The organism is Shinella sp. (assembly GCF_035998705.1).
Lineage (GTDB): Bacteria > Pseudomonadota > Alphaproteobacteria > Rhizobiales > Rhizobiaceae > Shinella.
Map to the genome: position 1 here is coordinate 1 of NZ_DASYHH010000011.1, position 13352 is coordinate 13352.

At 65.1% G+C, this 13352-nt stretch carries 12 protein-coding genes and 1 pseudogene; 9 read left to right on the top strand and 4 right to left on the bottom strand.

Features of this window, described 5'->3' with window-relative positions:
- Positions 1-126: 126 nt before the first annotated feature.
- A pseudogene (locus tag VGN93_RS09085) lies at positions 127-351 on the bottom strand (gamma-glutamylputrescine oxidoreductase); the annotation flags it as partial.
- A 111-nt stretch (positions 352-462) separates the two neighbouring features.
- Between VGN93_RS09085 and VGN93_RS09090 the strand changes: the two are divergent.
- The 9 genes from VGN93_RS09090 (at position 463) to VGN93_RS09130 (ending at position 9884) form a co-directional block, all read left to right on the top strand.
- Positions 463-2541 (top strand): hydantoinase/oxoprolinase family protein, encoded by a 2079-nt coding sequence (locus tag VGN93_RS09090; RefSeq protein ID WP_327507222.1) that lies wholly within the window; start codon positions 463-465, stop codon positions 2539-2541.
- A 2-nt stretch (positions 2542-2543) separates the two neighbouring features.
- On the top strand, positions 2544-4163 hold the full coding sequence (locus tag VGN93_RS09095) for a hydantoinase B/oxoprolinase family protein (protein ID WP_327507223.1): 1620 nt from the start codon (positions 2544-2546) through the stop codon (positions 4161-4163).
- Entirely contained in the window at positions 4160-4327 is a 168-nt protein-coding gene (locus tag VGN93_RS09100) for a hypothetical protein (RefSeq protein ID WP_327507224.1), read from the top strand. The genes VGN93_RS09095 and VGN93_RS09100 overlap by 4 nt, the downstream gene beginning before the upstream one ends.
- A gap of 11 nt (positions 4328-4338) precedes the next feature.
- The gene (locus VGN93_RS09105) at positions 4339-5157 is read left to right on the top strand and encodes an NAD(P)-dependent oxidoreductase (protein ID WP_327507225.1); all 819 of its coding nucleotides are present in this window, start codon (positions 4339-4341) and stop codon (positions 5155-5157) included.
- Positions 5154-6359, top strand: coding sequence for an FAD-binding oxidoreductase (locus tag VGN93_RS09110; protein WP_327507226.1), 1206 nt, complete (start codon positions 5154-5156; stop codon positions 6357-6359). Before VGN93_RS09105 ends, VGN93_RS09110 begins: the two co-directional genes overlap by 4 nt.
- Positions 6360-6514: 155 nt before the next feature.
- The gene (locus VGN93_RS09115; RefSeq protein ID WP_327507227.1) at positions 6515-7264 is read left to right on the top strand and encodes an SDR family oxidoreductase; all 750 of its coding nucleotides are present in this window, start codon (positions 6515-6517) and stop codon (positions 7262-7264) included.
- Positions 7257-8000, top strand: a complete 744-nt coding sequence (locus VGN93_RS09120) for an SDR family oxidoreductase (RefSeq protein ID WP_319315361.1) — start codon at positions 7257-7259, stop codon at positions 7998-8000. The genes VGN93_RS09115 and VGN93_RS09120 overlap by 8 nt, the downstream gene beginning before the upstream one ends.
- A gap of 150 nt (positions 8001-8150) precedes the next feature.
- Positions 8151-9179, top strand: a complete 1029-nt coding sequence (locus VGN93_RS09125) for a four-carbon acid sugar kinase family protein (RefSeq protein ID WP_327507228.1) — start codon at positions 8151-8153, stop codon at positions 9177-9179.
- A 3-nt stretch (positions 9180-9182) separates the two neighbouring features.
- Complete coding sequence (locus tag VGN93_RS09130) at positions 9183-9884, top strand: FadR/GntR family transcriptional regulator (RefSeq protein ID WP_319315365.1); 702 nt, start codon at positions 9183-9185, stop codon at positions 9882-9884.
- A 112-nt stretch (positions 9885-9996) separates the two neighbouring features.
- Here the strand turns inward: VGN93_RS09130 and VGN93_RS09135 are convergent, their stop codons facing one another.
- Genes VGN93_RS09135 through VGN93_RS09145 form a run of 3 tightly spaced genes read right to left on the bottom strand, consistent with a single transcriptional unit; the run spans position 9997 to position 13269 of the window.
- Positions 9997-11115 carry an iron-containing alcohol dehydrogenase gene (locus VGN93_RS09135; protein ID WP_327507229.1) on the bottom strand — a complete coding sequence of 373 codons (1119 nt, stop codon included), beginning with the start codon at positions 11113-11115 and terminating at the stop codon, positions 9997-9999.
- A 4-nt stretch (positions 11116-11119) separates the two neighbouring features.
- Positions 11120-12076, bottom strand: coding sequence for a 4-hydroxythreonine-4-phosphate dehydrogenase PdxA (gene pdxA, locus VGN93_RS09140; protein ID WP_319315370.1), 957 nt, complete (start codon positions 12074-12076; stop codon positions 11120-11122).
- Positions 12073-13269 (bottom strand): sialidase family protein, encoded by a 1197-nt coding sequence (locus VGN93_RS09145; RefSeq protein ID WP_327507230.1) that lies wholly within the window; start codon positions 13267-13269, stop codon positions 12073-12075. The genes pdxA and VGN93_RS09145 overlap by 4 nt, the downstream gene beginning before the upstream one ends.
- Positions 13270-13352 lie beyond the last annotated feature (83 nt).

Here is a 13352-nt window from a genome sequence, read left to right on the forward strand (position 1 = left end):
GAGATTGGATGGAGCAACCTCCCGCCCATCACAGAGGGTAGAGTGTGGGCGCTGTTCAAGCCTCTTGCCGATCTCCCCCCTTGAGGGGGAGATGGCCGGCAGGCCAGAGGGGGGTGGCTACGCCGACTACAGCCCGAAAGCATCCTTGAACTGGTACCACCACGAGCCGATCGTGGAATACTGCGCGCGGAACATGCGGCCGCCTGGGAAGGGGATCCAGGGGAGCTTTTCGAACTGGCTGAAGCGGGAGAGGTCGCCGTCGATGGCTTCCGAGAGGATGCGGCGGAAGAGGTGGGAGCCGGTGACGCCGTGACCGCTGTAGCCGTGGGCGAAATAGGTGTTCCTGCCGATCGGGCATCGAAGACCGGTGCCTCCTCGCCTCGATATTTCGCCTGAGGCGTTGACCCCGCGCCGGACGTTGAGCCAGATGCGCAAGGCCGCTCATTCTGCAAAGGAAACCGCATGACACAGCGTCACGACATCCGCCTTGGTGCCGATATCGGCGGGACCTTTACCGATATCGCACTCGAGGTCGGGGGCAAGCTGTTCTCGACGAAGGTGCTGACCAATTATTCGGCACCCGAACAGGCGATCCTCGACGGCATCGAGATTGTCGTCCGGGATGCGGGCATCGCCCTTCGGGATATCGACATCGTCATCCACGGCACGACGCTTGCCACCAACGCGCTCATCGAGCGCCGCGGCGCCCGTACCGCGCTGGTCACCACCGAAGGTTTTCGCGATGTCATCGAGATGCGCACGGAAAACCGTTTCGAACAGTACGACCTCAGCCTCGTCCTGCCGAAGCCCTTGATCCCGCGCGAGGATCGCTTTCCGGTCAAGGGCCGCATCGATGCGCAGGGCAGGGAGCTTCAGCCGCTCGACGAGGCGGCGCTGGAAGCCCTGGCGGATACCATCGCGGAGCGCGGCTTCGGGGCCGTCGCCATCGGCTTCATCCATTCCTACATGAACCCGGCGCATGAGGAGCGCGCCCGCGACATCCTCGCGAGGAAACTCTCCATCCCGATCTCGATCTCGGCGGAAGTCTCGCCGCAGATGCGCGAATTCGAACGGTTCAACACGGTTTGCGCCAATGCCTATGTGCGTCCGCAGATGGCCGACTACCTGTCGCGCCTGCAGGTGCGCCTGAAGGAGATGGGCGCCGACTGCCCGGTCTTCATGATCCATTCCGGCGGTGGCCTCATTTCGGTCGAGACGGCCTCCGAATTCCCGGTTCGCCTCGTCGAATCCGGCCCGGCGGGCGGGGCGATCTTCGCCGCCGATATCGCCCGCCGTTTCAGCCTCGACCGCGTCGTCTCCTATGACATGGGCGGTACGACGGCGAAGATCTGCCTCATCGAGGACTACCAGCCCCACACGGCGCGCACCTTCGAAGTCGCCCGCACCTACCGTTTCTCCAAGGGCTCGGGCATGCCGATCTCCATTCCGGTGATCGAGATGATCGAGATCGGCGCCGGCGGCGGCTCCATCGCCTGGGTGGATGCCATGGGCCGCATCCAGGCCGGTCCGGAATCGGCAGCTTCGGAGCCGGGGCCGGCCTGTTACCGGCGTGGCGGGGAACGGCCGGCGATCACCGATGCGGATCTCGTACTCGGCAAGCTCGATCCCGACAACTTCGCCGGCGGCAAGATCAGGCTTTCGGTTGATGACGCAAGGGCCGCTATTGCGCGCGACGTCGGCGACCGACTGAAGCTCGCCACCGAGGCCGCCGCCTTCGGCATCGTCGAGGTGGTGGACGAGAACATGGCCAATGCGGCGCGCGTGCATGCGGTCGAGAACGGCAAGAATATTTCCGAAAACATCATGATCGCCTTCGGGGGTGCTGCCCCCTTGCACGCTGCCCGGCTCTGCGAAAAACTCGGCGTCGACCAGTGCCTCATCCCGCAAGGGGCGGGCGTCGGTTCGGCCATCGGCTTCCTGAAGGCACCGTTCGGCTATGAAGCGCTCGCCTCCAAGATCATGGGCCTGTCCAAGTTCGATGCCGGATCGATCAACGCCATGCTCGACGACCTGAAGGCGACCGCCGAAGGGTTCGTGCGCGCCGGAACCGACGGGGCGATCGTGCGCGAGATCACCGCCTTCATGCGGTACAGGGGCCAGGGTTGGGAAATCCCCGTGCCGCTGCCCGACCGCGCCTTTACGGCGGCGGACGCTGCCATGATCGAAGCGGCCTTCAAGGAGCGCTACGCCCAGTTCTTCGGCCGCGCGGTCGAAGGCCCGGAGATCGAATTCGTCACCTGGTCCGTCAAGGCGCAGGACGTGCGCCCCGAGGGCGAGCGCTTCACGCTTGAAACGGACGGTGCCGCGATACCCGCACCCACCACGAGAGCCGTCTTCGATCCCGCCTCCGGCAGGACGCTGGAAACCGCCATCGTGCCGCGCGAGACGCTGTCACCCGGCGCGCGCGTGATCGGCCCTGCCGTCATCGTCGAGCGGGAAACCTCCACCATCGTCACGTCGCCGTTCGATGCCGTCATCCAGCTCGACGGCACCATTCTTCTCGTGCGCAAGGGTCACTGATCATGAGCGATATCAATGAAATCCGCATGCAGGTCATGTGGAACCGCCTGATCTCGGTCGTCGAGGAACAGGCGTTGACGCTGCTGCGCACGGCGTTCTCCACCTCCGTCCGCGAGGCGGGCGACCTTTCGGCCGGCGTCTACAACGCCAGGGGCGAGATGCTCGCCCAGGCCGTCACCGGCACGCCGGGCCATGTCAACACCATGGCGGAAGCCGTGCTGCACTTCATCGCCGAGATCCCGCGTGAGGAAATGTATCCGGGCGATACGTACGTCACCAACGATCCGTGGAAGGGCACCGGCCACCTGCACGACATCACCATGGTCTCGCCGTCGTTCAAGGGCGATGAGCTGATCGGCTTCTTCGCCTGCACGGCCCATGTGGTCGATGTCGGCGGGCGCGGCTTCGGGGCGGACGGCAAGTCGGTCTATGAGGAAGGCATCCAGATCCCGATCATGAAATTCGCCGAGCGCGGCGCGGTGAACAAGGATCTGCTGAAGATCCTGCGCCTCAACGTGCGCGAGCCGAACCAGGTGATCGGCGACTTCTACTCGCTCGCCGCCTGCAACGACGTCGGCCACAAGCGGCTGATCGAGATGCTGGAGGAGGTCGGCTACGACAATCTCGACACGCTCGGCGATTTCATCCTGTCGCGCACGCACCGGGCGACGATGGAACGCATCGCCGGCTTGCCGAAGGGGTCCTGGACGAACGACATGCTGACGGACGGCTATGACGTGCCGATCAGGCTCGCCGCAGAGGTCTCGATCGCCGACAGCGGCGTCAATGTCGATTTCTCCGGCACGGACGGCGTGAGCCGCTGGGGCATCAACGTTCCGCTGATCTACACGAAGGCCTATGCCTGCTATGCGCTGAAATGCGTGGTGGCACCTGACATTCCGAACAATTCGGCCTCTCTCGCCGTCTTCAACTTTTCTTCGCCCACCAACATCCTCAATGCGCCGCGCCCGGCCCCGGTTTCGGTGCGCCACGTCATCGGCCACATGGTGCCGGACCTCGTTCTCGGTGCGCTCGCCAAGGCGCTGCCCGGCAAGATTCTCGCCGAGGGGGCGGCAGCGCTGTGGAACATCCATATCTCGGCCCGCCCAGTCGCGGGCGCGTCCGGCCGCCGTGCCGAGGTGCTGATGTTCAACTCGGGCGGCATGGGTGCGCGCCCGGGCATCGACGGCCTGTCTTCGACGGCCTTTCCGTCCGGCGTCCATACCATGCCGATCGAGGCGACCGAGCACACCGGGCCCATCGTCGTCTGGCGCAAGGAGCTGCGTCCCGATTCCGGCGGTGCCGGCAAATATCGCGGCGGCCTCGGCCAGATCATCGAGATCGCGCCTGCGGAAGGGCATGAATTCGACTTTTCGGCGATGTTCGACCGTATCGCGACGCCCGCGCGCGGGCGCGATGGCGGCGAAGGGGGAGCACCTGGTTCGGCAAGGCTCGACGATGGCACGAAGCTGCGGCCGAAGGGGTGGCAGCACGTACCGGCGGGCCGACGGCTGGTTCTGGAACTGCCGGGCGGCGGCGGTTTCGGAGACCCGGCCGAACGTTCCGCCGACGCCAAAGCCGAAGACCTGTCCAAGGGTTATGTGACGGAGAAAAAACGATGAGCCATATCGCGAGCCGGATTTTCGCCGAAGGGCATGTGGCGGCCGTTCCTAGCACCGCCTACGGTCTGTCGCCCTTCGTTCGCATTTCCCCCGCGACCTCCGGGGAGGTCCTGGCAAAAGCGGTGAAGCGCATCGGCGCGGCCCGCGCCAAACTCGTGTTCTGATTGGAAGAAAAATGTCCAGATCCTACAAAACCATTTTGATCACAGGTGCGGCCGGCCGGCTTGGCACCGAGCTGCGCCGCGGCCTCGCGCCGTTGGCCGACAGATTGCGCCTGGCCGATATCGGCGAGATCAAGGATCTGCAGCCGAACGAGGAGGCGATGGTCTTCGACCTCGCCGACGAGCCCGCTGTCACGAAGGCGGTCGAGGGTGTCGATGCCATCGTGCATTTCGGCGGCGTTCCGCTGGAGCGGCCCTGGCAGGATATCCTCGATGCCAATATCCGCGGCAGCTACCACATCTATGAGGCCGCCCGAAAACACGGCGTCAAACGCGTGGTCTATGCCTCCTCTGTGCATGCGATCGGATACCACACGCTGGAAGCCCACATCGATACCGACGCACCGGTCCGGCCGGATAGTCTTTACGGCGTTTCCAAATGCTTCGTCGAAGCGCTCAGCCGCTTCTACTGGGACAAGTTCGGACTGGAGAGCGTGTGCCTGCGCATTTTCTCCTCCTTCCCGGAGCCGGCCGACCGGCGCATGCTTTGGTCCTGGTTGTCCTTCGAGGACTGCATCCGTCTCGTCACCGCCAGCCTCACGGCGCCACGGGTGGGCCACACGATCAGCTTCGGTCTGTCCGACAATGCCGTCAAACCGGTCGATAACGCCAGAGCCGGCCACCTCGGCTACCTGCCGCAGGACAATACGGAGCGTTTCCGCGCCAAGGTCGAGGCGGAAAAGCCGCCGGTCGATCCGAAGGCGCCGTCCACCGTTCACCTTGGCGGCTGGTTCGTCGATATCGGCCATCCCGATGATGAGGCATCGAAATGAAAGAGCGGTATGATGTCGTCATCGTCGGCGGCGCGGTGATCGGTTCGGCCGTCGCCTACTATCTTGCGGCCAATCCCGATTTCGGCGGGTCCGTGCTCGTCGTCGAACGCGATCCGACCTATCTGAAGGCGGCGACCTCCCTGTCGTCGTCCTCGATCCGCACGCAGTTTTCCAATCCGATCAACGTGAAGATCAGCCAGTACGGCTCCGAGGTCATTCGCAATTTCGGCGAGATGATGCAGGTCGGCGACGACAAGCCGGACCTTGCCTTCCACGCGGGCGGCTACCTGTTCCTCGCCAATACGCCGGAGCAGACACAGGTTCTCAGGGAGAACCATGAGGCACAGGTCTCCTGCGGGGCCGATGTCGTGCTCTGGAACCGCGACGAACTGGCGAACGCCTTCCCGCATCTCACTGTGGCGGACATCGAACTGGCCTCCTACGGCCGTTCGGGCGAAGGCTGGTTCAACAATACGGGCCTGATGTACGGCTTCAGGAACAAGGCCCGGTCGTTGGGCGTCGATTACATCGCCGACGAGGTCGTGGCCATCGGGCGTGACGGGGATCAGGTGACGTCGGTGACGTTGAAATCGGGCGCGGTCGTCAAGGCCGGCACGATCGTCAATGCCTCCGGCCCCCGCGCGGCGCTGACGGCCCGCATGGCCGGCCTCGACATTCCGGTCGAGCCACGCAAGCGCACCCTGTTCGCGTTCGATTGCGCCCGCACGCCGGAGGGAACCGCGAACGTCAATCAGGGGCGGCTGCCGCTGATGATCGATCCGTCCGGCGTATTCTGCCGGCCCGAAGGCCGCTTCTTCTTGACGGGGTGCCCGCCCGTGGAGGATCCGGCCACGGATTGGGACGATTTCGAGCCGCGCTACGAAGAGTTCGAAGAGATCATCTGGCCGGCACTTGCCGAACGGTCGCCCGATTTCGAGGCGATCAAGGTGGTGAATCAGTGGGCGGGCCATTACGATTTCAACACGCTGGACCACAATCTGGTCGTCGGCCGTCATCCGGTGGTGCGCAACTTCGTGTTCGCCAACGGTTTTTCCGGTCATGGCCTGCAGCAGGGACCCGCGACAGGGCGGGGCGTGTCCGAGTTGATCGTCTACGGCGAATATCGCACATTGGACCTGACGGAGGTCGGCTACGAGCGTGTTGTGGAGAACCGCCCGTTCCTCGAAAAAGCCGTGATATAGTCTACCGGCTCCGCCGACGGGCGGAGCGATGTTCTTGGCAAAAGAACCTCGGCCGGCTCGATCCGATAAATGGAATTGTCCGTGGCAAAGACATTGCGCTCTGCCGCCGACAGGCCAATATGGCGGCGCAACCCAATATCGCGAGGTCGGAAAACGTGAAGAACCAGTCTGTTGTCATCGCCGGCGGCGCATCGGGCCTCGGCCTTGTGACCGCCAAGCTGATGATCGCGCAGGGCGCGACGAAAATCGGCCTCATCGATCGCAACGAGGCGCTGCTTGCCTCGTCTGCGGCGGCGCTGGAGGCTCTTGGCGCCGAGGTCGCAACGGCGAACGCCGATATCTCCCGAGCCGAGACGGCGCATGCCGGGTTCGACGCGGTCGCCGCGAGGCTCGGCCGCATCGATGCGCTGGTCAACAGTGCCGCGATCTATCCGCGAAAGCCGATCCTCGAAATCACCGACGAGGACTGGGACCTCGAAAATGCAATCAACGTCAAGGGCACCTACCACATGATGGTGGCGGCCGTGCGCCACATGCGCCAGTTCGTCAATGCACCCGCGGTGACGGGCCGCATCGTCAACGTCACCTCGGTCGATGCCTTCAAGGCGCATCCGCAGAACGCGCACTACGCCGCCACCAAGGCCGCGGTGGTGAGCCTGACGAAATCCTTCGCCCAGGAATGCGCCAAGGACCAGATCCTCGTGAACTCGGTCGCGCCCGCCGGTTTTGCCACCGACCGCGCCAAGGAGCTCGGATTCCTGCCGGAGCTTGCCAAGGCGAGCGCGCTCGGCCGTGCGGCGGAGCCCGCCGAAATGGCCGAATGGATCGTCATGATGGCGTCCAGCCGCAACACCTATGCGACGGGCGAGAATGTCGTCATCAGTGGGGGCTACATCTATGTCTGAGGCCTATCGCGTCGCTGTCGTCACGGGCGCGACCAGCGGTATCGGCAAGGCCATCGTGCCCATGCTGCGCGCCCGCGGTTTTGCCGTCCATGCGGTGGGGCGCAACGCGGCGCAGCTTGCCGCACTTGCCGAGGCGACCGGCGCGATCCCGATCCAGGCGGATGTACGCGATACGGCGCGCATCACTGAGGCGCTCGCCGGCGTCGAGGTGGACGTGCTCGTCAACAATGCCGGCATCCTGTCGACCCGCGCGGCCTTCCAGGACATCGATCCTGCCGAAATCGACGCGATGATCGACGTCAACCTCAAGGCGCCGCTGCACCTGACACGCGCCGTGCTTCCCGGCATGGTGGCGCGCAAGCGCGGCCATCTGATCTATATCGGCTCCAGCGGCGGCCAGGCGCCTTATCCCAACATGGGCGCCTATGGCGCGTCGAAGGCGGGTCTCAGCCTCTTCTGCGACAACCTGCGCTGCGATCTGCTGGGCACTTCCGTTCGGGTCAGCGAGATCGTGCCCGGTCGCGTGCAGACGGATCTCTATCGTACGTCCATCGCTGACAACCAGGCGAAGGCCGTTCTCTATGACGGCTACCGGCCGATCCAGCCGGAGCACATCGCCCGCATCGTCAACGACGTCATCGCGCTTCCCGTCTATGTGGATGTCGCCCGCGTCGAGGTTTTCCCCACCGATCAGGCGACCGGTGGCGGCACGATGGTGAAGTTCGAGGAGGAGTGAGCGGGAGGAGAAGCGCGCGCAGCAAGACGATCGAAAACGATCGCTTCAGCCCGGATAAAATCCACCATAGTTGTAATTAACGACCAAATATCGTTGACATATCAATATGGAATTGCGCTATTAAGATGACAACAATATCCGAGGGTCGTAATGCTGACCATTCTTGCCGACGATCTGACGGGGACGTTGGATTCTGCCGCGCCGTTTGCGGCGCGCGGCATGCATGTGGAGGTGGCGTTAGAGGTCGAGGCGATTGCGGAGGCTATCGGCGAGAGGCCGGAGGTCCTTGCAATCAATCTCGCCTCGCGTGAGATCAGTGCCGACGCTGCGCGCCGGCAGGTGGAGGTCGCACTTGCGGCCGTGCCGGCGGGAACCCGTCTCTTCAAGAAGGTGGACTCGCGTCTCAAGGGGCACATCGCGGCTGAGCTTGATGCGATGTCTTTCAAGGCCGCCCTCGTGGCGCCGGCGATCCCTGCATTCGGGCGAATCGTAAAGGACGGCCACGTGACGGGCTTCGGGGTGGATACACCGATTTCGGTCGCCGGCAAGCTCGGCACGCACGCGGCCCGCGCCACGATCCCGGACATTGCGAGGCAGAGCGAAATGAACGATTGGCTCGAGCGGGCAGGGGAGGCGGGCATCGACCTTCTCGTCGGCGCGCGCGGCCTTGCGGAGGCGCTGGCCGAGCGGATGAGCGGGCACGCAGCGGCGGTTGCCGCGGAAATACCCGCTGGGCCGGGGCTCTTCGTCATCGGCTCGCGCGATCCGATAACCCTTGCGCAAATCGAGGCGCTTCGCAGCGATGGCGATCTGCGCTATCTGCCGGCGCCCAATGGCCGTCTCGCCGACGCGCGGGCGGATGGCTCCGCATTGACGCTGGTCCAGGCGGTGGCGGGCGACGCGGACATGACCTCTGCAGAAGTGTCGCAGGCGCTGGCAGAAAGCGTGTGCCCAGCACTGACCGATGCGGCATCGACGCTGCTCTTCTCCGGCGGGGCCACGGCGGAGGCGCTCTTGAAGACGATGGGAATCGTGCGGTTTCGTCTGCTGGGGGAATGCCTGCCCGGGTTGGGCTTGGCGCATGCGCAAGGACATTGCATTATCGCCAAATCAGGCGGGTTTGGGCAGCCGGATACGCTGCAAGAGATCGCGCGCCGGCTGCGCCGCAAGACGGAATGAGAGATGGGACTGGAGAACGGAACAGCACGCAGGAGCCTTGGCGATCTCGTTTTCGAGCGCATGCACCGTGCCATCAAATCCGGTGCGTACCGGCCGGATGAGCGCCTGCCGACCGAGCATGACCTGGCGATCGAATTCGAGGTTTCGCGGCCGATCATCCGGGAGGCCCTGCGGCGGCTGCGCGAGCAGGGGTTCATCTATTCCCGGCGCGGCGCAGGCAGCTTCGTGCGGGCCGTCGGCATGCGGGAGCCGCTCGGCTTCGGACAGCTGGAAAATGTCGCCGACCTTCTCAACTGTTACGAATTCCGGCTGACCGTCGAGCCGGCGGCGGCAGCAGCGGCGGCGGAGCGGCACGATGCCGGTACCCTTGCCGCCATCCGTCAGGCGCTGGAGCTGATGCGGGATGCCACCAACCGGCAGTCGCACCGCGAGGACGCGGATTTCCAGTTCCATCTCGCCATCGCACGCGCCGCGCAGAACAGCTATTTCTTCACCGCCATGGAAGCGCTGAAGGACCACATCGCCGTTGGCATGCGGTTCCACGGCGCGTCGGTGAAGCGCGAAATCACCGGCCTGACGCGGGTCTTCGCAGAACACGAGGCGATCGCCGAAGCCATTACCGCGCGCGACGGCGCGCGGGCGCGCCAGCTCATGTTCGACCACCTTACCGGGTCGCGCGAGCGCCTGTTCCAGTCAACCAAGTAAGACAGAGAAAACCCCGGCAGAGCCGGGGTTTCGACCCTTTTGCGCGGTCTAGATTCTTTTGTTTTCGTTTGTCTTTTCGGGAAAACCGGTTCCCACTTTTCCCTGACAAACTCTAGAGGGCGGCCCGGTAGATGCCGAGCACGTCTTCCACGCTCATGTCGATGGGATTGTTGTCCATCAGGCGGCGATTGGCATGTGCCTCGGCCGCATAAAGCGGCAGGTCGCCTGCCGTTGCGCCATGGGCCGTCAGCGCCATCTCGATGCCGAGATCGCGGCAGAAGCCGCAGGCCGCGTCGAGCAGGTCTTCCGTCGCAAGCCCTTCGCCCAGCCCAAGCGCTGCCGCCACTTCCGCCGTCTTTCCGGTTGCCGCCTTCTGGTTGAAGGCAAGGACGTGCGGGAAGATGATGGCGTTCGCAAGGCCATGCGGCAGGCGAAGCCGGGTGCCGAGCGGATAGGCGATGGCGTGGCCGGCGGCGGTGTTGACCGGGCCGAGGCAGATGCCGCCATAGTAGGAGGCGAGCATCATGCCCTCGCGCGCTTCCGTGTCGGCGCCGTCGCGCACGGCGCGTGCAAGATATTTGCCGACGAGGCGGAAGCCCATGCGGGCAAAGCCGTCGATCATCGGATGCGCCCGGCGGTTGGTGAAGGCCTCGACGCAGTGCGCCATGGCGTCGACCCCGGTGGCGGCCGTCACGGCCGCCGGCACGGAATAGGTCAGTTCCGGATCGAGCACGGCGAAATCGGCGATCATGTGCGGGCTTTCGACCGCGATCTTGTTGCCCTTGCCGGGATCGGTGATCAGCGAGCGGATGCCGGCCTCGGAGCCGGTGCCGGCGGTGGTGGCCACCTGGGCGAGGCGCGTGCGGCGGCCGGCAACGCGGTTCGGGCCGGCGACGTCGGCAAGCGTCTGTTCGCCATCCCAGAGCGCGGCGACGAGCTTGGCGACGTCGAGAACCGAGCCGCCGCCAAGGCCGACGACAAGGTCCGGCCGGCACTGTCGTGCGGTTGCCAGCGCTGCATCCAGCGTCGCCGTATCGGGTTCGCCGGGGATCGCGTCGAAGAGGGTGATGCGGCCGGCAAGCTTCAGGCGATCGACAAAACCGGCAGTGATCGGCGTGGCGATCACCAGCACCGAGGCGGCATCGGCGGCCCAGGTGCCGACCTCGCCGGTCATGCCCGCGCCAACGGCGAGCCGGCGGGGTTGGTGGAGCGTGATGGGGGCGATCGTCATGGTCTCATCCTCGCTTGGCGGCGCCCGACACCAGCTTGCGGGCGTAGGCGATGGCGGAATTCATGTTGCCGTGGTCGGCAATCCCCTTGCCGGCAATGTCGAAGGCCGTGCCGTGGTCGACCGAGGTGCGGTCGATCGGCAGGTCGACGGAAACGTTGACGGCGGTGTCGAAGGCGACGAGCTTGACCGGGATGTGCCCCTGGTCGTGATATTGCGCGACGACGAGATCGAACGCGCCGGCATAGGCGCGGTAGAAGAGGGTGTCGGCGGAGATCGGGCCATACGCGTCGATGCCTTCCGCGCGGGCGGCCTCAACGGCGGGCGCGATCTGTTCGTCGTCCTCCGTGCCGAAAAGGCCGTTTTCGCCGCAATGCGGATTGATGCCGGCGACCGCAATTCTCGGTGCGGCGTAGCCGGTGCGCTTCAGGTGGGCATCACCGGCGCGGATCGTCGCCAGCACGCGCTCGGTGGTCGAGCGGCGGATTGCTTCCTGCAGCGAGACGTGGGTCGAGACGTGAATGACCTTCAGGCGTTCGGACGCGAGCAGCATATAGGCCGCCTCGGCGCCGGTCAGGCTGCGCAGCATGCCGGTGTGGCCATCATAGTGGTGGCCCGCAAGGTTCAGCGCTTCCTTGTTGATCGGTGCGGTGACGATGCAGCCGATGGTGCCGGCCTGCGCATCGCGCACCGCCTTCTCGATGAAGCGGAAGGCCGCATCGCCGGCAATGGGGCTGAGTTGCCCCCAGGCAAGCGGCGCGCCTTCGATCGGCAGGTCCACGACATGAGAGGCAAGATCGACCGTGATGCCGAGCGCTTCACGGGCGGCCTCGAGCGTTGGAAGGTTGCCGTAGATGCGGATGGTTGCGCGCTCTTCCGGCGTCATGCCGGCCAGTGCGCGAACCGAGATCTCGGGGCCGACGCCGCACGGGTCGCCCATGGTGATGCCGATGATGTTGCTCATGAAAGTCTCCGTGCATCGGCGCTGTCCCAGCCGGGAGCCAGGCGGACATGTTTGATCGCGCGCCGATAATAGGTGTAGGCGAGGTGCAGGGTGCCGTCCGCTTCTTCGAGCAGCCAGGGATAGGACATTTCCTTGTTCCGACCGTCGGTCGAATCGTTGGAAAGGCAGGAGCCGGGACCATCCTCGACCAGCAGGCGGACCGGGAAGGTGTTGCCGCCGTCCTCCGACAAGCAGAGGGCGACCGGTGCACGCGGCACGCCCCAGACCGGGACGCAGCCGCCGGCGGGGTCGGCGTCCGGGCGATCGTCGTTCTCGCCGAGTTCGTCATAGAGCGAGGCGCGGCGATCGGCCGACTGAGCCGCATTCACCGGGTTGCAGATCATCGCCACGCGGCCGTCGCCGAGGCGGATGGCGGCAAGGGAGGAATTGTTGTTCGGCACGTCGGTTGCCGCAGGCGCCGACCAGGAGCGCCCGCCATCGCGGCTTTGCGCCCTGTAGACGAAGTCCGCCTGGCGCCGGCGGAAGAAGGCCGCAAGATACTCGCCCTCCAGCACGACCGGCGACATGTGCACGCAGCCGATGGACTGCGCGAGGTCTTCGAGCCGCCATGTCGCGCCCTCGTCGAGCGAGATGCCGACGGCGGCGGTGTCGTGGCTGCCGTTCCACTTCTGGCCGGGGCGCTGGATGCAGCGGAAGATCGGCAGCAGCCATGCGCCGTCCGCACGCACCACCAGCGGCGCGCGGACGAAGCAGCCGCGCGGCAGGTCGAGATAACGCCCTTCCGCGGATGTCAGCGCCAACGGGTCCGCGGCGTCACGGCGGATTTCGGCCATTCGAATCCGGCATTCGTCCTGATTGCCCGAAGGCTGGGAGGTGTGGAAGAGCCAGAGCCTGCCATCCGGGGCGGAGAAGAACACCGGGTTCTGCTCCGAATGCGCAGGATCGAAACTCAGCCGCTGCGACGGCCCCCAGCCGGCTGCGCCCTTCGGGAGCACGGATGCGAAGATCGAAATGTCCGATTTGCCTTCGAGCGTGCCGCCGAACCATGCACAGGCAAGCGCTCCGTCTGGCAGCAGGTGCAGGAACGCCGCGTGGTTCTGGATCATCGGCGACCGCAGCAGCGCTTCATCGCGTCCGGCAGACGCGGTCTGAAGCTGGCCATTCATGTGGCGGGCTATTTCCTCGGGGTCCATTGGCTCCTCCTGAATGCCGTTGAAAATCGCTGAATTTACAAAGTTGTCAAGTTTAAGAATGTTATCTGTTTTTCACGGCTACC